Source organism: Kutzneria chonburiensis (assembly GCF_028622115.1).
Taxonomy (GTDB): Bacteria; Actinomycetota; Actinomycetes; order Mycobacteriales; family Pseudonocardiaceae; genus Kutzneria; species Kutzneria chonburiensis.
The window spans coordinates 408,764-428,373 of record NZ_CP097263.1 but is presented as its reverse complement, the minus strand read 5'-3'; the positions used below and the strand labels follow the sequence as shown (position 1 = coordinate 428,373).

Genomic DNA, 19,610 nt, shown 5'->3' with positions numbered 1-19,610 from the left:
GTGAAACCGGCATTTCCGGCGGCGTCCACCGATTAAGGGAGCCGGTGCTGCCCGAACGTGCCGGCGTCGGCCCGCAGCCGGGCCGCGTCCTGGCCCGGCGGCGCGCCGAACAGCTCGCGGTACTCGCGGCTGAACTGGGTCGCGCTGTCGTAGCCGACGAGATGCCCGATGCCGGCGACATCGCCCGGACGGGCAACCAGCAGCGCCCGCGCCTCCTGCAACCGGATGATCTTGCGGTACTGGATCGGGCTCATCGTGGTGACCGCGCGGAAGTGCCGGTGGAACGCCGACTCGCTCATGCCGGCCAGCCGGGCCAGGTCGGCCACCCGGATGGGCTCGGCGTAGTTCTCCCGTATCCAGCGGATGGCCCGGCCGACCAGCGACAGTCCGCTGTCGGCCAGCCCGATCTGGCGGACCAGCGGCCCGTGCCGACCGGTCAGCAGCCGCCACAGGATCTCCTGCTCGTACAGCGGGGCCAGCACTCGCGCGTCGCTCGGGTGGTCGAGCAGCCGGAGCATGCGCAGCACGGCGTCCAGCAGCGCCGGCTCGGCCTTGCCGGTGGCAATCGCCGGCGCGGCCCGGCGATCGGCCGGCGCGGCCAGCAGCAGCGGGGCGATCACGGTGGGGCGCAGGGCCAAGCCGACACCCAGCGCCGGCCGGTCCTTGCCGATGTCGAAGAAATGGCCGCTCACCGGCACTTCGGCGCTGACCACCAGGCAGTCGCCGGTGCGGTACTCGTGCACCTCGTCGCCCAGCAGCAAACGCTTGCCACCCTGCGCCAGCACGACCAGCAGCGGTTCGGTCAGCGAGTGGTGCTCCTCGGTGCTGTCCACACTGGACACCTGGAGGCCGTCGATCGGGGAAGCCATGTCCGGCCGGGCATGCCGGGCGATCAGGTCCCGGATCTCGTCGAGCGCCATGCCACCAGGACAGCACCGGCCGGCCGCGCCGGCAACCCGATCGCGGCGAGAACGGCAGGATCGGGCAAGAGCCGGGTCGGATCGACCTACCGGTCGACCGGCCTCGGGCGGTGTCATGGAGCGGTCACCACATCCGAGAAGATCGGGGAGCCCGACCATGCCGCTCGACCACTACGTCACCCTCGGCCGCTCCGGGCTGCGGGTCAGCCCGTTCGCCCTGGGCGCGATGACCTTCGGCACCGATCCCGGCTCGGCCGGCTGCGACGTCGGCGAGTCCGAGAAGATCATGGCCGCGTATCTCGAACGTGGCGGGAACTTCATCGACTGCGCCAACTTCTACGCCAACGGCCACTCCGAGAAGATCGTCGGCGACTTCCTCGGCCGTCGCCGCCAGCACGTGGTGGTGGCGTCCAAGTTCTTCGGCAACATGTATCCCGGCGACCCCAACGGCGGCGGCGCCGGGAGGGCGTCGATCATCGCGCAGCTGCACGAGAGCCTGCGGCGGCTCAACACCGACCACCTCGACCTGTACTGGCTGCACAACTGGGACCGGCACACGCCGATCGAGGAGACCATGCGGACGCTGGACGACCTCGTCGCCGCCGGCAAGATTCGCTACATCGGCTTCTCCAACACGCCCGCGTGGGTCACCGCGCAAGCCCAGACCATGGCGCTCCTGCGGTCCTGGACGCCGATCATCGCGTTGCAGGTGGAGTATTCGTTGCTGGCGCGGACCGTCGAGGGCGAACTCGCGCCGCTCGCGGTGGACCAGGGCATGGCATTGACGCCATGGAGCCCGTTGAAGAACGGCTTCCTGTCAGGGAAGTACCGCCGCGGCACCATGGTCGCCGACTCCGAGCGCACCGCCTATGTCGGTGGCCCGACCGAGGAGGAGTACGAGGTGATCGAGGCCGTGGCTGTGATCGCCGAGGAGCTCGAGACCACCTCCGCTGCCGTGTCGTTGGCCTGGCTCCGGGCTCGCCGGGGCACTGTCGTGCCGATCGTCGGGGCGCGCCGGCTGGAGCACCTCACCGACAACCTGGCCGGCTTGGATGTCGTGCTGACCGACGAGCACCTCCGTGTCCTCGACGAGATTTCCGCCCCGACGCTCGACTATCCCGCCCCCATGCACGGCGCCCAGCAGGCGATGCTCCAGTTCGCCGGGACCACTGTGGACGGTGTGGAGTCCACTGTGTACCCACCGCTGTTGGCCTCGGACGTCCGCTACTGATACCGGTCGGCCAGGTAAGCGTTTGCCACCTGGGCGTCGATCGCCGCGGGCACCGGAACCACGCTGCTGGCGGCGTCGACCTGGCCCAGGGCAACGGCTTCGAGGCAGCGGGCCTGCAAGGCGAAGCCGAGATCCATGGACTCGATGGAGTTGCCCAGGGCGCGCGGGCCGGCGAGGTTGACCATGTGGCCACGGGCAACGAGATGGATGCGGCGACCGTCGGCGAGCTCCAGGGTGGCCAGGTCGTCCTGGTACTCGCGCACGGCGTCGGCGGCCGCGAGCAGGCCGTCGGCGTCGATCTCGACCGGGAAGTGACCGGCGTTGGCCAGGATCACGCCGTCCCGCAGCAGCGGCAGATCATCGGCGGTGATCAGGTCCCGGGCGCCAGTGACCGTGATGATCACGTCGGCGGTGGCGACGGCCTGGTCTCGGGACGGGGTGTCGAAGCCGTCGAGGTGGGCCCGCAGGCGGGTGACCGGGTCGACCTCGACGACGGAGACCTTGGCGTGTGCGCCGCGGAAGTTGTCGGCGACGCCACGGCCGCAGGCGCCGTAGCCGAAGACAGTAACGCGCAGACCGTTAGTTGCCCGATTCGTCAAGCGCAGCAACGACTCCAGCGTGCTCTGACCGACGGCGTGCTGGTTCTCGGCGAACTGCTTGATCGGGCTGTCGTTGATCACCAGGATCGGCCGGTTCAGCTTGTCCCGCAACGGGGCGAGGCGCATCCGGCCCGAGGTCGTCTCCTCGGTCCCGCCCAGCAGCCCCGGGTACGGGTCGTCGAGATACTGCGCGAACAGGTCGCCGCCGTTGTCCAAGATCAGGTCCGGGCGGGTGGCCAGCAGCTGGCGCTGGTAGCCGCGGTGCTCGTGCTCGTCCTTGGTCGGCTCGCCGATCACCGTGACGCCCTCGGCCCGGAGCGCCTCGACCGCCTCGGGCTGGGTGCTGTTCAGGTTGCCGGTCGCCACCACCGCCGCGCCGCCCGCGCGCAGCGTGGTCAGCAGCGCCACCGTCTTGGCCTCGATGTGGATGCCGGTGCCGATGGTCCGGCCTTCGAACGGGCGGGTCCGGGCAAACTCCTCCCGGATCCTGTGCAGCAGCCGGCAGTGCTCGCGCGTCCAGTCGATCCGGGTGGCCGTCATGGCGGGTCCTCACGTTGGGTACTACGTAGTACGTGGCAAGCTAGCACGGGCTCGCCGAGGAGGACACACCGTTGACCAGACGTAGGTCCGTGACCAGCGTCGACGTGGCCCGGGCCGCCGGCGTCTCGCAGACCACCGTGTCCCTGGTGTTCTCGGGCCGGGCCGCCGGCCGCGTCTCCGACCGCACCCGCGAGCTGGTCGAGTCCACCGCCGCCGAGCTCGGCTACGTGCCCTCCGGCCCCGCCCGGGTGCTTCGCGGCGGCCGGCCCCAGGTGCTCGCCCTCGCCGTGCCCGACGTGCGCAATCCGTACTTCGCCCGCGTGCTGCTCGGCGCCGAGCAGGCCGCCCGCGAGTCCGACCTGGCCGTGCTGCTCGTCGACACCGCCGCCGACCCGGCCTGGACCGACCGCCTGGTCGACATGAGCCGCGTCGGCCTGTTCGCCGGCGCCATCGTCTACGCCGAGCCCGCCCCCGTCACCGCCCGTCTGGCCGCCGACCTCGACTCCGTCGTCTTCATCGAGTGCCCCGACCCCGCCGGCCGCTCGTCCGTCGACATCGACATTGCCGCCGCCATGCGCGACGTCGTCACCCACCTCGCCGACCTCGGCCACCGCCACATCGGCCACGCCCAGGCCGATCTCCGGCGCAGCACCTTCCAGCTCCGCGAGCACCACCTCGCCGCCGAGCTCTCCCGCCTCGGCCTTCCCCCGGCGGCGCGCTACCGCTCGCCCTTCTCCATCACCGAGGCCACCACCGCCGCCGCCCGCTTCCTGCGCCGCACCCCCGTCACCGCCATCTTCTGCGACGACGACATCCTCGTCGCCGCCCTCTACCGGGCCTGCGCCCAGCTCCACGTCGCCATCCCCGCCGACCTCTCGCTCATCGGCTTCAACGACGTCGACCTCGCCCGCTACCTCGCCCCCGAGGCCACCTCCGTCGCCATCCCCGCCGAGGACCTCGGCCGTCTGGCCGTCCAGGCCCTGCTCGCCGACATCGACGGCACCGCCCCCACCCACGTCACCGCCCCGCTGTCGCTGAGCATCCGCCGCTCGACGGGCCCTACCCCGGCCTGACCCGTGCTCAGGCCGTGCGGATGCGGTGGGCCAAGGCGGTGTAGCGGCGGCCGGTGGACGGGGTGCGGACGGCCTGCTGGATGGCGCGGCGGGAGCCGACGAGCACGACGAGCTTCTTGGCCCGGGTGACGGCGGTGTAGAGCAGGTTGCGCTGCAACATCATCCACGCGCTGGTGGTGATGGGGATGACCACGCACGGGTACTCGCTGCCCTGCGAGCGGTGGATGGTGATGGCGTAGGCATGGACCAATTCGTCCAGTTCGCCGAACTCGTAGTCGACGTCCTCGTCCTCGTCGGTCCGCACGGTGAGGGTCTGTTCCTCGGCCGACAGCGCGGTCACCACGCCGACGGTGCCGTTGAAGACGCCGGCGACGCCCTTGTCGTAGTTGTTGCGGATCTGGGTGACCTTGTCACCCACCCGGAACACGCGGCCGCCGAAGCGGCGCTCGGGCAGGTTGGGCTTGGACGGGGTCAAAGCCTCCTGGAGCAAGGTGTTCAACGCCCCGGCGCCGGCGGGACCGCGGTGCATGGGGGCAAGGACCTGAACGTCACGGCGAGGGTCGAGGCCGAACTTGCGCGGGATGCGGTTGGCGACGACGTCGACGGTCAGCGACGCGACGGTCTCGGTGTCGTCCTCGGCGAACAGGAAGAAGTCGGGCAGGCCGTCGGTCACGGGCTGACGGCCGGAGTTGATCAGGTGCGCGTTGGTGACGACACCGGACTGCTGGGCCTGCCGGAAGATCTGGGTCAGCCGGACCCGCGGCACGGGCTCGGCCGCCAACAGGTCCCGCAGCACCTCGCCGGCCCCGACGCTGGGCAGCTGATCAACGTCGCCGACCAGCAGCACATGCGCGCCGGGCGGCACGGCTTTGAGCAACTTGTTGGCCAGCAACAGGTCCAGCATCGACACTTCGTCGACGACCAGCAGATCGACGTCCAGCGGCCGATCACGGTCGTACGCGGCGTCACCACCGGGCCTGAGCTCCAGCATCCGGTGCACGGTCGCCGCGTCCACGCCGGTCAGCTCGGCCAGCCGCTTGGCCGCCCGTCCGGTCGGCGCGGCCAGCAACACCTTGGCCCCCTTGGCTTTCGCCAGCATCACGATGGAACGCACGGTGAAACTCTTGCCGCAGCCCGGTCCCCCGGTCAGCACGGCGACCTTTTCCGTCAACGCCAACCGAACGGCCAGCTCCTGCTCCGGGGCCAGCGTCGTGCCGGTCGACCGCCGCAGCCAGTCCAGCGCCTTGCCCCAGTCCACCGAAGCGAAGGCGTCAAGTCTGTCCACATCGGACCGCAACAGCCGAGTAAGTTGATTAGCCAGTGAGATTTCGGCTCGGTGAAAGGGAACCAGGTAGATCGCCGCCGGGTCGCCCTCGAAGATCTCCTCCCGGACGACCCCTTCCTCAACAACCAGCTCCCGCAGGCAGTCCCCCACCAACACGCTGGAGACCTCCAGGATCTCCACCGCCTTGGCGATCAACTCATCCTGCGGCAGAAAGCAGTTGCCGTCATCGGAGGCCTGCGACAGCGTGAACTGGATGCCGGCCTTGACCCGCTGCGGACTGTCGTGCGGAATGCCGACGGCCTTGGCCAGCACGTCCGCGGTCTTGAAGCCGATGCCCCACACATCCGCGGCCAGCTTGTACGGCTCCTCCTTGACCACCCGGATCGAGTCGTCCCGGTAGGTCTTGTAGATCCGCACGCCCAGCGAGGTCGACACGCCGACGCCCTGGAGGAACAGCATGACCTCCTTGATGGCCTTCTGTTCCTCCCACGCGCCGGCGATCAGCTTGGTGCGTTTGGGTCCCAGCCCCGGCACCTCGATCAGCCGGCCGACGTCGGTCTCGATGACGTCCAACGCGGTCAGCCCGAAATGCTCCACGATCCGGTCGGCGATCCGCGGCCCGATGCCTTTGACCAGCCCGGAACCCAGATAGCGCCGGATGCCCTGCACGGTCGCCGGCAGCACCGTGCTGTACGAGTCGACGAGGAACTGCTTGCCGTACTGGGGATGGCTGCCCCACCGGCCGCGCAGCCGCAGGCTCTCCCCCGGCTGCGCGCCCAGCAGTGCTCCGACGACGGTCAGCAGGTCACCGCCGCCGCGGCCGGTGTCGACCTTGGCGACGGTGTACCCGGTCTCCTCGTTGGCGTAGGTGATGCGCTCCAGCGAGCCCTCGACCACGGCGTAGCCGAGAGACTCCCCGGACATGTGGTCAGGCCCAGCCCGGCATCGGGTAGCCGGCCAGCAGCTCCGAGATCTCGGCCGCGGTGGCGTCGACCACGGACTCGTCGCCCTCGGCCGCGGCCGTCACGACCCGGTCGATCCACGTGGCCAGCTGCGGCATCTGCTCGACGCCGAGGCCGCGGGTGGTGATCGCGGCCGTGCCGAGGCGGATTCCGGACGGGTCGAACGGCTTGCGCGGGTCGAACGGCACCGTGTTGTAGTTCAGCTCGATGCCGGCCCGGTCCAGCGCCTTGGCCGCCGGCTTGCCGGCCACGTTCTTGGACGTCAGGTCGATCAGCAGCAGGTGGTTGTCGGTGCCGCCGGAGACCAGGTCGAAGCCCCGCTCCACCAGCGCCTCGGCCAGCGCCTTGGCGTTGGCCACGATGGTGTGCGCGTACGTCCGGAAGTCGTCGGTGCCGGCTTCCTTCAGCGCCACCGCGATACCCGCCGTGGTGTGGTTGTGCGGACCGCCCTGCAGACCCGGGAAGACCGCCTTGTCCAGCGCGGAGGCGTGCTCGGCGTCGGACATCAGCATCGCGCCACGGGGGCCGCGCAGCGTCTTGTGCGTGGTCGTGGAGATCACGTTGGCGTGGCCGACCGGCGACGGGTGCGCGCCGCCGGCGATCAGGCCGGCGATGTGCGCGATGTCGGCCGCCAGCACCGCCCCGACCTCACGGGCGATCTCGGCGAAGGCCGGGAAGTCGATGGTGCGCGGGATGGCCGTGCCGCCGCAGAAGATCACCTTCGGCCGCTCGGCCAGGGCCAGGTCGCGCACCTCGTCCATGTCGACGCGGCCGGTCTCCTTGGTCACGCCGTAGCGGACCGCGTTGAACCACTTGCCGGTGGCCGACACCGTCCAGCCGTGGGTCAGGTGGCCGCCCGAGGGCAGGCCCATGCCCATCACGGTCTCGCCCGGCTTGAGGAAGGCCAGGTAGATGGCCAGGTTGGCCGGCGAGCCCGAGTACGGCTGCACGTTGGCGTGCTCGACGCCGAACACGTCCTTGGCCCGCTGCACGGCCAGCTGCTCGATCGGGTCGATGAACTGCTGGCCCTCGTAGTAGCGCTTGCCGGCGTAGCCCTCGGAGTACTTGTTGGTCAGCACCGTGCCGGTGGCCTCGAGCACGGCGGTGGAGACATAGTTCTCGGAGGCGATCAGGCGGATCTTGTCGTGCTGCCGCTTGGCCTCGGACTCGACCAGTCCGGCCAGTTCGGGATCGGCCGCGGTGAGGGCGTTGAGTGCGGGCTGATGCATCGTCAAACTCCCATGTCGGTTGTGGCAGCTGACACCCAGGCGCGCGACGCCACCGTTTCCAGTCGCTCCCCGGTGGTCGATTCCACCCCAACACGCCAGTCGCGACGCTGAGTGATCCTAAACCCCCGCCCTCCCTGGGGTGGCCGCCCCAGCACCATTCTACCCGCCCCGACCCCAAGTTGATCTTGCAAACCCGCCGCCTGTGGACAACTCGGGGGCTGTGGACAACCGTCAGATCGGCGGCACCATGCCGGTCAGCCGGCCGTTGGTGTCGCACACGTGGCACGTGCGGTTGGCGGTGGCGGTGCGGCCGACGCCGCCCAGCACCGCGAGCACCGGGATGGGCACCTCGCCGATGCCACCGCACTGGTGGCACACGGTGTACATCTGCTCGGCCACCGAGTCCGCGACGAACTCGGCCTCCTCATCGTCTCCGGTCACGAGCGCACCATACGGTCCGGCCGGAACCGACCGGACCGCAGGTGCCGTTCTCCCAGCTCAGGAGGCCGACGTCACCGTGACGGCGTCGACGACGAACACCAGGGTCTCGTTGCCCTTGATGCCGGAGTTGCCGTCGGGGCCGTAGCCCTTGTCGGGCGGGATGATCAGCAGCCGCCGGCCGCCCTGCTTCATGCCGACCAGGCCGTCGTTCCAGCCCTGGATGACCGGCGCCTGCCCGACCGGCTGTACCGGGAACGGCTGGAACGGCTGGTGGGCCCAGGAGGAGTCCACCTCCTGCTTGTCCGACCACGTGATCAGGTCGTAGTAGGTGGCGACGGAGTCGCCGACCTTGACCTCGGCGCCGGTGCCGGGCGTGAGGTCCTTGCTCAGCTGCTGCTTCGGCGGCAGGCAGGTGGTCGGCAGGGTGATCGTCGGCTTGGCGCCGAACGCGCCGCTGACCTGGATGTCGTCCGCGGTGCACGTCTTGGTCGGCCCGGTGGACGTGGTCTGGGACCCGGCGGTGGAGGAGCCGCCGCAGGCGGCCGCCGAGAGCAGGGTGGCGAGGATCAGGGCCGCGAGGCCGGCAGTGCGCATGGTCCGCGAGCCTAACGGGCCCGCCGCGTTACCTGTTCGTGACCTACCGCCAGGTATCCCCACCCGGCCCGGCCGTCCCTGATTGAAGGACGAGAGGAGGGGGTGGATGGTGGGACACCCGCGGCACGGACCGGGCAGGCCACCGACCGACATGGGTGACGGGGACACCAGCGGGGACTCCGGCAACGGGGACCCCAACAATCGCTACGAACAGATCGCCGACCTGCTCGAAGCCGCCCGCGCCGACCCGCGCGGCGGCATGGACCAGCTCATCGTCGAGCTCACGCCGCTGCTCTGGCACGTGGCCAGGGCCCAGGGACTCGACGCCGCCAACTGCGCCGACGTGGTGCAGACGACCTGGCTGAACCTGCTGCGCTCGCTGGCCGACATCCACACCCCGGCCGCGCTGACGGCCTGGCTGGTGACCGCCACGAAACGGGAGGCGTGGCGGGCCAAGGACGCGCACCGGCAGGAGATCGTGGCCAGCGACGAGGCGTTCGCCGACCTGCTGGACGCGGCCGACGGCCCGGACGAGCGGGCCATGGCCACCGACGAACGGCGACGGCTGTGGAGGGCCGTCGACCAGCTGTCCACCCGCTGCCAACAGCTGTTGCGGGTGGTCGCCTTCACGCCCCGCCCGGACTACGGCCTGGTCGCGAACCGGCTGGGTATGCCGCGCGGCAGCATCGGCCCGACCCGCGGCCGGTGCCTGGCGAAGTTACGGGAACTGCTGATCGCCGACCCGGAAGGAGAGTGGGGATGACCCCGCGCCCTGACGACCCGATCGACGAGCTGGACCTGCGCATCCTGGCCGCCGTTCGCGACCTGTGGTCGGCGGCCGACCCGCCGCCGGCCGACCTGGTCGAGCGGGTGCGCTGCGCGGTCGCGCTGCACGGCCTGAGACTGGGCCCGCCGTCGGTCGCGGTGTGCCGGCAGCGCACCGGTTCCGACGACCTCGGCCGCATCACCTTCGACAGCGACGAGCTGACCATCAGCCTCAGCGTCGGCGTCAACCGGGACGGAACGGTGCGCATGGACGGCCGGCTCTCCCCGCCCGGCAGCCACGACGTCGAGCTGCGCACCGACGACCAGCGCCTGTGCACCCGCAGCGATGTGCACGGCCGGTTCACCATCAACGGACTTCGCCACGGCCCGGCCCACCTGGTCGTGAGCGCCACGGACGTGTCACTCACCACGCCGTCCATCACGCTCTGACACGCGAAAGGGCCATTCCGTGAACGGAATGGCCCTTTTGTGCGTCCGTCAGAACGGCAGGCCGATGACCGGCAGGCCGACGACGGCGTCCGCCGCCAGCGCCACGAACACCAGCATCAGATACGTGTTGGAGAGATGGAACAGCTTCATCGGGTTGCCCTCCTGGCCCCGCCGCACCTCATTGTGCAAACGGTGGGCGAACACCAGGAACCAGGCGCCGAACACGACGGCGAACACGCCGTAGATCCAACTGGTCGCCGGCAGCAACAGCAGCGACAGCGCGACCATGGCCCAGGAGTAGACGACAATCTGTCGCGAAACCTGTTCCCGAGTTGCCACCACGGGCAGCATCGGCACGTTCACCGCGGCGTAGTCGTCCTTGAACTTCATGGCCAGCGCCCAGAAATGCGGCGGAGTCCAGCAGAAGATCACGCCGAACATGACCAGCGGCTGCCAGCCCACCGTGCCGGTCACCGCGGACCAGCCGATCACCACCGGCATGCAGCCGGCCGCCCCGCCCCACACGATGTTCTGCGCGGTGCGCCGCTTGAGCACCATCGTGTAGATCAGGACGTAGAACATGATCGTGGCCACGGCCAGCACCGCGGACAGCAGGTTCGTGGTCAGCCACAGGAAGGCGAACGACGCGACGCCGAGGGCCAGCCCGAAGATCAGCGCGTTGCGCACCGGCACCGAGTGCTTGGCCAGCGGCCGGGCCTTGGTGCGCTTCATCACCGCGTCGATGTCGGCGTCCCAGACGCAGTTGAGCGCGTTGGCGCTGCCGGCGGCCATGGTGCCGCCGAGCAGGGTGGCCAACACCAGCCACACCGACGGAATTCCACGCTGTGCGAGCAACATCGCTGGGATCGTCGTCACCAGCAGCAGTTCGATCACGCGCGGTTTCATCAGGGCGATGTAGGCCCCGAGCACGGCGCGCACGGAGCGACCGGATGTGGTGGTGGCGTCGACGGCGGTGCTGCCAGGCATTCCCTTGGCGGGGCTCACCGGCGGCATCTCGCTCCTCGAATCGGACAGTTGACAAGAATGGGGACCGGCGGGCGTCCCACCGATCGCATGAATCGTAACCGCGTGCCGCCGACGCGCTCTTGTGGGGTCGTTGCGAGGTCCGTCACGACTCACTCAGCCATGTTGAGATCACATATTCGAGACGTCGGGACTAGGCTTGCCGACGACGAGCGAAGCGAGCGGGAGGGGCTGGGCACGGTCGGCTTACGGTATCGATCAAGAGCCGTTCGACCAGCGCCGCCACACCCCCACCTGCCTGACGTGAAGAGTGGGAGCTCAGGTCCGTGTCCGACACCGACGAAGTCACCCGGCTGACCACCGCCCATCTGCCCAAGGACTGGACCGAGCTGGACAAGCGCGCGGTTGACACCATCCGGGTGCTGGCGGCCGACGCCGTGCAGAAGGCCGGCAACGGCCACCCCGGCACCGCGATGAGCCTGGCCCCGGCCGCGTACACCCTGTTCCAGCGGGTCATGAAGCACGACCCGACCGACCCGCACTGGCTGGGCCGGGACCGGTTCGTGCTGTCGGCGGGGCACTCCAGCCTGACCCTGTACCTCCAGCTGTTCCTGGCCGGCTACGGCCTCGAGCTGGACGACATCAAGGCGCTGCGGACGTGGGGCTCCAAGACCCCCGGCCACCCCGAGGTGCACCACACCGCCGGTGTGGAGATCACCACCGGCCCGCTGGGCAGCGGCCTGGCCGCCGCGGTCGGCATGGCCATGGCGGCCCGCCGCGAGCGCGGCCTGTTCGACCCGGACGCGGCGCCCGGGCAGAGCCCGTTCGACCACCACGTCTACGTGATCGCCTCCGACGGTGACATCGAGGAGGGCGTCACCTCCGAGGCGTCCTCGCTTGCCGGCACGCAGCAGCTGGGCAACCTCACGCTGATCTACGACGACAACAAGATCTCGATCGAGGACGACACCACGATCGCGCTGTCCGAGGACACGGCCAAGCGCTACGAGGCCTACGGCTGGCACGTGCAGGTCGTCGAGAGCGGCGAGAACGTGCAGGGGCTGCTGGACGCGCTCGAGGCGGCGAACGCCGAGACCGCGCGGCCCTCGATCATCGTGCTGCGCACGATCATCGGCTTCCCGGCGCCGACCAAGATGAACACCGGCAAGGCGCACGGCGCCGCGCTGGGCGAGGACGAGATCGTCGAGATCAAGAAGATCCTCGGTTTCGACCCCGAGGTGAAGTTCCCGATCGCCGACGAGGTGCTCGCGCACACCCGCAAGGCCGTCGAGCGCGGCAACGCGGCCCACGTCGAGTGGCAGAAGTCCTTCGACGTGTGGGCGGCGGCCAACCCGGAGCGCAAGGCGCTGCTCGACCGGCTGACCGCGCGGGAGCTGCCGGCCGGCTGGGCCGAGAAGCTGCCGACGTGGACCCCGGACCCCAAGGGCGTTGCCACCCGCAAGGCGTCCAGCGAGGTGCTGTCGGCGCTGGGCGAGGCGCTGCCGGAGCTGTGGGGCGGCTCGGCCGACCTGGCCGAGAGCAACCTCACCACGATCAAGGGCGCCGACTCGTTCGGCCCGACGTCCATCTCCACCAGCACGTGGAACGCCAACCCGTACGGCCGCACGCTGCACTTCGGCATCCGCGAGCACGCCATGGGCATGATCCTCAACGGCATCGCCCTGCACGGCCCGACCCGCCCGTACGGCGGCACCTTCCTCGTCTTCAGCGACTACATGCGCCCGGCGGTGCGCCTGGCCGCGCTGATGGGCATCCCGGTCACCTACGTGTGGACGCACGACTCGATCGGCCTCGGCGAGGACGGCCCGACCCACCAGCCGGTCGAGCACTACGCGGCGCTGCGGGCGATCCCGGGCCTGGCCTTCGTCCGCCCCGGCGACGCCAACGAGACCTCGTTCGCGTGGCAGGCGCTGGTCAAGCGGCACGACCACCCGACGGGTCTGGCCCTGAGCCGGCAGAACCTGCCGGTGCTGGAGGGCACCGACGTCGACGGCGTGGCCAAGGGCGGCTACGTGCTGGCCGACGCCGGCAACGGCGAGCCGCAGGTCGTGATCATCGCCACCGGCTCCGAGCTGCAGATCGCGGTCGAGGCCAGGAAGGTCCTCGAGGCCGACGGCGTTGCCACCCGTGTGGTGTCCATGCCGTGCGTGGAGTGGTTCGACGAGCAGGACCAGTCGTACCGCGACCAGGTGATCCCGCCGTCCGTCCGTGCAAGGGTCACGGTCGAGGCGGGCATCGCCCAGCCGTGGTACCGGTTCGCCGGCGACAACGGCGAGATCGTTTCGCTGGAGCACTTCGGGGCATCCGCTGACTATCAGACGTTGTTCCGCGAGTTCGGCTTCACGACCGAGAACGTCGTCGAGGCCGCACGCCGAAGCATCGCCAAGGTGGAGGGAAAGTAATCATGAGCGCCAACAACTTGGCCGCGCTCAGCGAGGCCGGCGTGTCGATCTGGCTCGACGACCTGTCGCGGAGCCGGCTGCAGACCGGCAGCCTGGTCGGCCTGATCAAGGACAAGCACGTGGTCGGGGTCACCACCAACCCGACCATCTTCGCCAACGCGCTGTCGCACGGCGAGGCCTACGACGAGCAGGTGCGTGAGCTGGCCGCCCGCGGCGCCGACGTCGACGCCGTGGTGCGCGAGCTGACCACGACCGACGTGCGCAACGCGTGCGACGTGTTCCGCGAGACCTACCAGGCCTCCGGCGGCAAGGACGGCCGGGTGTCCATCGAGGTCGAGCCGGGCCTGGCCAAGAACACCGACGGCACCGTCGCGCAGGCGCTGGAGCTGTGGAAGACGGTCGACCGCCCGAACCTGATGGTGAAGATCCCGGCCACCGTCGAGGGCCTGCCGGCGATCACCCGCACACTGGCCGAGGGGGTCAGCGTGAACGTGACGCTGATCTTCTCGGTGCAGCGCTACCTGGACGTGATGGACGCCTTCATCGCCGGCATCGAGCAGGCGAGGGCCAACGGCCACGACATCTCGCAGATCCACTCGGTGGCGTCGTTCTTCGTGTCCCGTGTGGACACCGAGGTGGACAAGCGCCTGGCCGCCATCGGCACGCCCGAGGCCGAGGCGCTCAAGGGCGAGGCCGCGATCGCCAACGCCCGTCTGGCCTACGCCGCCTACGTCGGCGCGTTCAGCACGCCGCGCTGGCAGGAGCTGGCCGCGGCCGGCGCGCACGCGCAGCGTCCGCTGTGGGCGTCCACCGGTGTCAAGGACCCGGCCTACTCCGACACCCGCTACGTCGACGAGCTCGTGGTCGACAACGTGGTGAACACCATGCCGGAGAAGACCTTGGACGCGGTGGCCGACCACGCGAACCTGCGCGGCGACACCGTCTCCGGCACCGAGGAGCAGGCCCAGGAGCTGTTCGACTCCCTGGAGCAGGCCGGCATCGACATCGACGACGTCTACGAGGTGCTCGAGACCGAGGGCGTGGACAAGTTCGACAAGTCGTGGGCCGAGCTGCTCGAGACGGTGCAGTCGCAGCTGGACAAGGCGAAGGGCTGAGGGGATAACTGTGGGGATCTCCGTCGACATCGTCCACGACGGACTCGCCGAGAAGGCGCGTCCGCTGGTGGACCAGCTGATCGCGGACAAGGTCGCGTCCCGGCTGGCCGCGAAGGACGCGACGCTGTGGGGGCCGGAGGCCGAGCCCGAGTCGTCCATCCGGCTGTCGTGGACCACGCTGCACGAGAGCTCGCGGCCGCTGGTCGGTGAGATCGAGGCGCTGTCGGCCGAGCTGGCCGGCGAGGGCATCGACCGCGTCGTGCTGGCCGGCATGGGCGGCTCGTCGCTGGCCCCCGAGGTGATCACCGCGACCGCGGGTGTGCCGCTGGTCGTGCTGGACACCACCGACGCCGGCCAGGTGGCCGACGCGCTGGCCGGCGACCTGTCCCGCACGGTGATCGTGGTGTCGTCCAAGTCGGGCGGCACCGTCGAGACCGACAGCCACCGCCGCATCTTCGAGAAGGCCTTCACCGAGGCCGGTATCGACGCCAAGAGCCGCATCGTGGTCGTCACCGACCCGGGCTCGCCGCTGCAGAAGATGTCGGAAGAAGCGGGCTACCGCAAGGTGTTCACCGCCGACCCGCACGTCGGCGGCCGCTACTCGGCGCTGACCGCGTTCGGCCTCGTGCCGGCCGGCCTGGCCGGTGTGGACATCAACACGCTGCTCAACGACGCCGCCGCGGCGTTCGAGCTGCTGTCGCGTGACGACGACCAGAACCCGGCCCTGTGGCTGGGTGCGGCGTGGGGCGCGGCGCACGCGAACGGTGCGGAGAAGGTCATCCTGGCCGACACCGGCTCTGGCGTGAAGGGCTTCCCCGACTGGGCGGAGCAGCTGATCGCCGAGTCCACCGGCAAGGAGGGCATCGGCCTGCTGCCGGTGGCCGTGGAGAACGCGGACGCGCCCGGCTTCGTCACCGCCGGCACCGACGCCACTCCGATCGCCATCGGCCCGGACGTCGACGCCGCGTTCATGAGCACCGCAGGCGAGCTCGGCGGCCTGTTCCTGTTGTGGGAGTTCGCCACCGCCATCGCCGGCCGGCTGATCGGGATCAACCCGTTCGACCAGCCGGACGTGGAGGCGGCCAAGGTCGCCGCGCGTGCCCTGCTCGACAAACCGGTCGGCGGCGAGCCCGAGGCGGCTCCGGCGCTGACCGTCGGCTCGGTCGAGGTGCACCAGAGCGGCGACTGGCTGCCGGCCACCGCCACCACGCTGGCCGATGTGCTGAACGCCTTCCTGGCCGCCGCCCCCGATCACGGGTACGTGGCCGTGCAGGCGTACCTGGACCGGCTCGACGACGCCTCCGCGGCCGTGCTGCGGCCCGCCGTCGCCCGGGCCAGCCGGCTGCAGACCACGTTCGGCTGGGGCCCGCGGTTCCTGCACTCCACCGGCCAGTACCACAAGGGCGGTCACCAGAACGGCGTGTTCCTGCAGATCACCGGTGTGGTGGAGCAGGATCTCGACGTGCCGGACCGCCCGTACACGCTGGGCGTGCTCCAGCACGCGCAGGCCCTTGGCGACGGCTCCGTGCTGGCCGAGCACGGGCGTCCGGTGCTGCGCCTGCACCTGACCGACCGGGCCGCCGGCCTGGTCGAGCTGACCAAGGCCGTCCAGGAGGTCAAGAGGTGAGCAGCCCTCTGCGCACGTGGCGCAATCCGCTGCGGGACGAGCGCGACAAGCGGCTGCCCAGGATCGCCGGGCCGTGCGGCCTGGTGATCTTCGGGGTGACCGGCGACCTGTCCCGCAAGAAGCTGATGCCGGCCATCTACGACCTGGCCAACCGGGGTCTGCTGCCGCCGGGCTTCGCGCTCACCGGCTTCGCCCGGCGGGACTGGGCCAACGAGGACTTCGGCGAGGTCGTGCACGAGGCGGTCAAGCAGCACGCCCGCACGCCGTACCGGGCCGAGGTGTGGAACCAGCTGTCCGAGGGCATCCGGTTCGTCCAGGGCACGTTCGACGACGACAACGCCTTCGACAACCTGGCCAAGACGGTGCGAGAGCTCGACGAGCAGCGCGGCACCGGCGGCAACCACGCGTTCTACCTGTCGATCCCGCCGAGCGCGTTCCCGGTGGTGACCAAGCAGCTGTCCCGGGCCGGCCTGGCCGACCAGGACGCCGAGCAGTGGCGCCGGGTCGTCATCGAGAAGCCCTTCGGCCACGACCTCAAGTCGGCCAAGGAGCTCAACAACGTCGTCAACGACGTCTTCCCCGAGGAGTCGGTGTTCCGCATCGACCACTACCTCGGCAAGGAGACGGTGCAGAACATCCTGGCGCTGCGCTTCGCCAACCAGATGTTCGAGCCGATCTGGAACGCCAACTACGTGGACCACGTGCAGATCACCATGGCCGAGGACATCGGTCTCGGTGGTCGCGCCGGCTACTACGACGGCATCGGCGCGGCGCGCGACGTGATCCAGAACCACCTGCTCCAGCTGATGGCGCTGACCGCGATGGAGGAGCCCGTCTCCTTCCACCCGCGGGCGCTGCGGGCCGAGAAGATCAAGGTGCTTTCGGCGGCGCGGGTGCCCGGGCCGTACGACGAGACCTGCGCGCGCGGCCAGTACGTCGGCGGGTGGCAGGGCGGCCAGAAGGTGCTCGGCCTGCTCGAGGAGGGCGGCTTCGCGCCGGACTCCAAGACCGAGACCTACGCCGGCATCACGCTCGAGGTCAACACCCGCCGCTGGGCCGGTGTGCCGTTCTACCTGCGGCACGGCAAGCGGCTCGGCCGCAAGGTCACCGAGATCGCGGTGGTCTTCAAGCGGGCCCCGCACCTGCCCTTCGACTCCACCGCGACCGAGGAGCTGGGGCAGAACGCCCTGGTCATCCGGGTGCAGCCGGACGAGGGCGTGACCATGCGGTTCGGCTCCAAGGTGCCGGGCAACACCATGGAGGTCCGGGACGTCACGATGGACTTCGGCTACGGCCACGCGTTCACCGAGTCGTCGCCCGAGGCCTACGAGCGGCTGATCCTGGACGTGCTGCTGGGCGAGCCGTCGCTGTTCCCGATGAACGAAGAGGTCGAGCTGTCCTGGCAGATCCTGGACCCGGTGCTCAACCACTGGGCCAAGCAGGGCATGCCCGAGGGCTACGCCCCCGGCAGCTGGGGTCCGCCCTCGGCCGACCAGATGCTCACCCGCACCGGTCGTCATTGGAGGCGCCCGTGATCATCGACCTGCCGTCCACCACGACCGCACAGGTCAACAGCAAGCTGGTGGAGGTCCGCGAGACCGGCGGGGCGGTGGCCCTCGGCCGCGTGCTCACGCTGGTCATCGTCACCGACGACAGCGCCAAGACCGAGGACGCCATCCAGGCGGCCAACGAGGCCAGCCGCGAGCACCCGTGCCGGGTGATCGTGCTGGCCCGCGGGGCCCGCAAGGCCGCGGCCCGGTTGGACGCCCAGATCCGGGTCGGCGGCGACGCCGGCGCCAGCGACGTGATCGTGCTGCGGCTCTACGGGCCGCTGGCCGACCAGGCCGCCAGCTGCGTGGTGCCGCTGCTGCTGCCGGACGCGCCGGTGGTGGCGTGGTGGCCGTCCGAGGCGCCGGACGTGCCGGCCGAGGACTCCATCGGGCAGCTGGCCACCCGCCGGATCACCGACTCCGCCGCCGAGAAGAACCCGATCAAGGCGTTGGAGCAGCGGCGCAAGTCCTATTCGGACGGTGACAGCGACCTGGCCTGGACCCGGTTGACCAACTGGCGGGCCCAGCTCGCGGCGGCGCTCGACCTGCCGCCGCACGAGAAGGTCACCGCGGCCAACGTGGTCGGTGAGGCCGACTCGCCGTCGTCCGAGCTGTTGGCCGGTTGGTTCGCCTCGCGGCTGGGCGTGCCGGTGGGTCGGTCCAAGGCGTCGAGCGGCGAGGGCATCGTGCAGGTGACCTTGCAGCGTCGGTCCGGCGCCGTCGACCTGGTTCGGCCGGATGCCAAGACCGGCACCCTGACGCAGCCCGGCCAGCCCGACCGGCGGATCGCGCTGCAGCGCCGTTCCGTTCGGGACTGCCTGGCCGAGGAGCTGCGTCGGCTCGACCCCGACGAGATCTACAAGGACGCCCTGATGGCCGTCCCGAAGGTCACCAAGGGTCGGGTGGCGACGCCGGCGGCCAAGTCCGCTGCCGCGAAGCCCGCTGCCGCGAAGGCGCCGGCCAAGGCCGCCAAGCCCAAGGCCGAGGCTCCGGCGGAGGACAAGCCCAAGCGTGCGTCTTCTTCGAAGAAGGCGACCGCCAAGGCTGACTCGTGACCCGTTCCGATGTTGTGGTCCACAGCGGCGGCGACCTTCTGGCCGCCGCCGCTGCGGCCCGTCTGATCACCGCCCTGGTGGACGCCCAGGCCGATCACGGCGTCGCGTCCCTCGGTCTGACCGGCGGTCGTACCGGCAATGCCGTTCTGGAGCACGTTCGCTCCAGTCCGGCTCTTCAGGCCGTCGATTGGTCCCGGGTCGATTTCTATTGGGGCGACGAGCGTTTCCTGCCCGCCGGGCACGCCGACCGCAACGAGACCCAGAACCGCGCGGCGCTGTTGGACCATGTTGGTGTGGACCCTGCTCGTGTCCACGCCATGGAGCCTTCCGACGGCCGTTTCGGCGACGACCCCGACGCCGCTGCCTCGGACTACGCCTCCGTCATCGGCTCCGCCGCTTTCGACGTGTTGCTGTTGGGCGTCGGCGAGGAGGGGCACACCGCCTCCCTCTTCCCCGATTCCCCTGCCGTGCATGAGGTTTCGCGCTCGGTCGTCGCCGTCCGCGACTGCCCCAAGCCCCCGCCGACCCGGGTTTCCCTGACCTTGCCCGCCATCCGCCGCGCCCGCCAGGTGTGGCTCATGACCACCGGCGAGGCCAAGGCCGACCCCGTCGCCCGTGCCCTTGCCGGCGCTTCCCCGATCGAGATCCCCGCGGCCGGCGCTCGTGGCACCGACCGCACCTTGTGGCTGCTGGACTCCGCCGCCGCGGCCAAGTTGTCTTGAGCTTTGTTGTGCTGACGGCCCCCGGCTCCGCCGGGGGCCGTTTGT

17 protein-coding genes and 1 riboswitch are annotated in these 19,610 nt (G+C 70.3%); of the genes, 10 read left to right on the top strand and 7 right to left on the bottom strand.

The genetic code is table 11. From position 1 onward, the window contains the following. Positions 1–32: 32 nt before the first annotated feature. On the bottom strand, positions 33–920 hold the full coding sequence (locus M3Q35_RS02155; RefSeq protein WP_273939868.1) for an AraC family transcriptional regulator: 888 nt from the start codon (positions 918–920) through the stop codon (positions 33–35). A 157-nt stretch (positions 921–1,077) separates the two neighbouring features. Between M3Q35_RS02155 and M3Q35_RS02150 the strand changes: the two genes are divergently transcribed. Next, a complete protein-coding gene (locus tag M3Q35_RS02150) occupies positions 1,078–2,151 on the top strand; it encodes an aldo/keto reductase (RefSeq protein WP_273939867.1) in 1,074 nt (357 codons plus the stop codon). Here the strand turns inward: M3Q35_RS02150 and M3Q35_RS02145 are convergent. Next, positions 2,145–3,290 carry an adenosylhomocysteinase gene (locus tag M3Q35_RS02145; RefSeq protein ID WP_273939866.1) on the bottom strand — a complete coding sequence of 382 codons (1,146 nt, stop codon included), beginning with the start codon at positions 3,288–3,290 and terminating at the stop codon, positions 2,145–2,147. The two genes, M3Q35_RS02150 and M3Q35_RS02145, sit on opposite strands and share 7 nt — an antisense overlap. Positions 3,291–3,361: 71 nt before the next feature. Between M3Q35_RS02145 and M3Q35_RS02140 the strand changes: the two genes are divergently transcribed. Next, positions 3,362–4,363: a LacI family DNA-binding transcriptional regulator gene (locus tag M3Q35_RS02140; protein ID WP_273939864.1), complete on the top strand. Its 1,002-nt coding sequence runs from the start codon at positions 3,362–3,364 to the stop codon at positions 4,361–4,363. Between the two features lie 7 nt (positions 4,364–4,370). Here M3Q35_RS02140 and recD2 read toward each other — a convergent pair whose 3' ends face one another. From recD2 to M3Q35_RS02120, 4 genes are all read right to left on the bottom strand, one after another. After that, a complete protein-coding gene (gene recD2 / locus M3Q35_RS02135; RefSeq protein WP_273939863.1) occupies positions 4,371–6,572 on the bottom strand; it encodes an SF1B family DNA helicase RecD2 in 2,202 nt (733 codons plus the stop codon). Positions 6,573–6,576: 4 nt separating this feature from the next. Further along, positions 6,577–7,839 carry a serine hydroxymethyltransferase gene (gene glyA, locus M3Q35_RS02130; protein WP_273939862.1) on the bottom strand — a complete coding sequence of 421 codons (1,263 nt, stop codon included), beginning with the start codon at positions 7,837–7,839 and terminating at the stop codon, positions 6,577–6,579. Positions 7,840–7,865: 26 nt separating this feature from the next. After that, a riboswitch (ZMP/ZTP riboswitch) is annotated at positions 7,866–7,952 on the bottom strand. Between the two features lie 118 nt (positions 7,953–8,070). Then, positions 8,071–8,280, bottom strand: coding sequence for a hypothetical protein (locus tag M3Q35_RS02125; RefSeq protein ID WP_273939861.1), 210 nt, complete (start codon positions 8,278–8,280; stop codon positions 8,071–8,073). Positions 8,281–8,337: 57 nt separating this feature from the next. Next, on the bottom strand, positions 8,338–8,874 hold the full coding sequence (locus M3Q35_RS02120) for an FKBP-type peptidyl-prolyl cis-trans isomerase (protein ID WP_273939860.1): 537 nt from the start codon (positions 8,872–8,874) through the stop codon (positions 8,338–8,340). Positions 8,875–8,980: 106 nt separating this feature from the next. Here M3Q35_RS02120 and M3Q35_RS02115 point away from each other — a divergent pair, with 106 nt between their 5' ends. Both M3Q35_RS02115 and M3Q35_RS02110 read left to right on the top strand, forming a co-directional pair. Then, a complete protein-coding gene (locus M3Q35_RS02115; protein WP_273939859.1) occupies positions 8,981–9,637 on the top strand; it encodes an RNA polymerase sigma factor in 657 nt (218 codons plus the stop codon). Then, positions 9,634–10,089, top strand: coding sequence for a hypothetical protein (locus tag M3Q35_RS02110; protein ID WP_273939858.1), 456 nt, complete (start codon positions 9,634–9,636; stop codon positions 10,087–10,089). Before M3Q35_RS02115 ends, M3Q35_RS02110 begins: the two co-directional genes overlap by 4 nt. A 48-nt stretch (positions 10,090–10,137) precedes the next feature. Here M3Q35_RS02110 and M3Q35_RS02105 read toward each other — a convergent pair whose 3' ends face one another. Beyond that, positions 10,138–11,076: a heme o synthase gene (locus M3Q35_RS02105; protein WP_273944232.1), complete on the bottom strand. Its 939-nt coding sequence runs from the start codon at positions 11,074–11,076 to the stop codon at positions 10,138–10,140. A gap of 323 nt (positions 11,077–11,399) precedes the next feature. Between M3Q35_RS02105 and tkt the strand changes: the two genes are divergently transcribed. The 6 genes from tkt to pgl are packed head-to-tail and all read left to right on the top strand — an operon-like array spanning position 11,400 to position 19,565. Next, complete coding sequence (gene tkt, locus M3Q35_RS02100; RefSeq protein WP_273939857.1) at positions 11,400–13,496, top strand: transketolase; 2,097 nt, start codon at positions 11,400–11,402, stop codon at positions 13,494–13,496. Positions 13,497–13,498: 2 nt separating this feature from the next. Further along, positions 13,499–14,611: a transaldolase gene (gene tal, locus M3Q35_RS02095; protein WP_273939856.1), complete on the top strand. Its 1,113-nt coding sequence runs from the start codon at positions 13,499–13,501 to the stop codon at positions 14,609–14,611. 4 nt (positions 14,612–14,615) lie between these two features. After that, a complete protein-coding gene (locus M3Q35_RS02090; protein ID WP_379793831.1) occupies positions 14,616–16,238 on the top strand; it encodes a glucose-6-phosphate isomerase in 1,623 nt (540 codons plus the stop codon). Then, positions 16,235–17,773, top strand: a complete 1,539-nt coding sequence (gene zwf / locus M3Q35_RS02085) for a glucose-6-phosphate dehydrogenase (RefSeq protein WP_273939854.1) — start codon at positions 16,235–16,237, stop codon at positions 17,771–17,773. The genes M3Q35_RS02090 and zwf overlap by 4 nt, the downstream gene beginning before the upstream one ends. Beyond that, positions 17,770–18,843 carry a glucose-6-phosphate dehydrogenase assembly protein OpcA gene (gene opcA / locus M3Q35_RS02080; RefSeq protein ID WP_273939853.1) on the top strand — a complete coding sequence of 358 codons (1,074 nt, stop codon included), beginning with the start codon at positions 17,770–17,772 and terminating at the stop codon, positions 18,841–18,843. Before zwf ends, opcA begins: the two co-directional genes overlap by 4 nt. After that, entirely contained in the window at positions 18,840–19,565 is a 726-nt protein-coding gene (pgl, locus tag M3Q35_RS02075; RefSeq protein WP_273939852.1) for a 6-phosphogluconolactonase, read from the top strand. The genes opcA and pgl overlap by 4 nt, the downstream gene beginning before the upstream one ends. Positions 19,566–19,610: the final 45 nt, after the last annotated feature.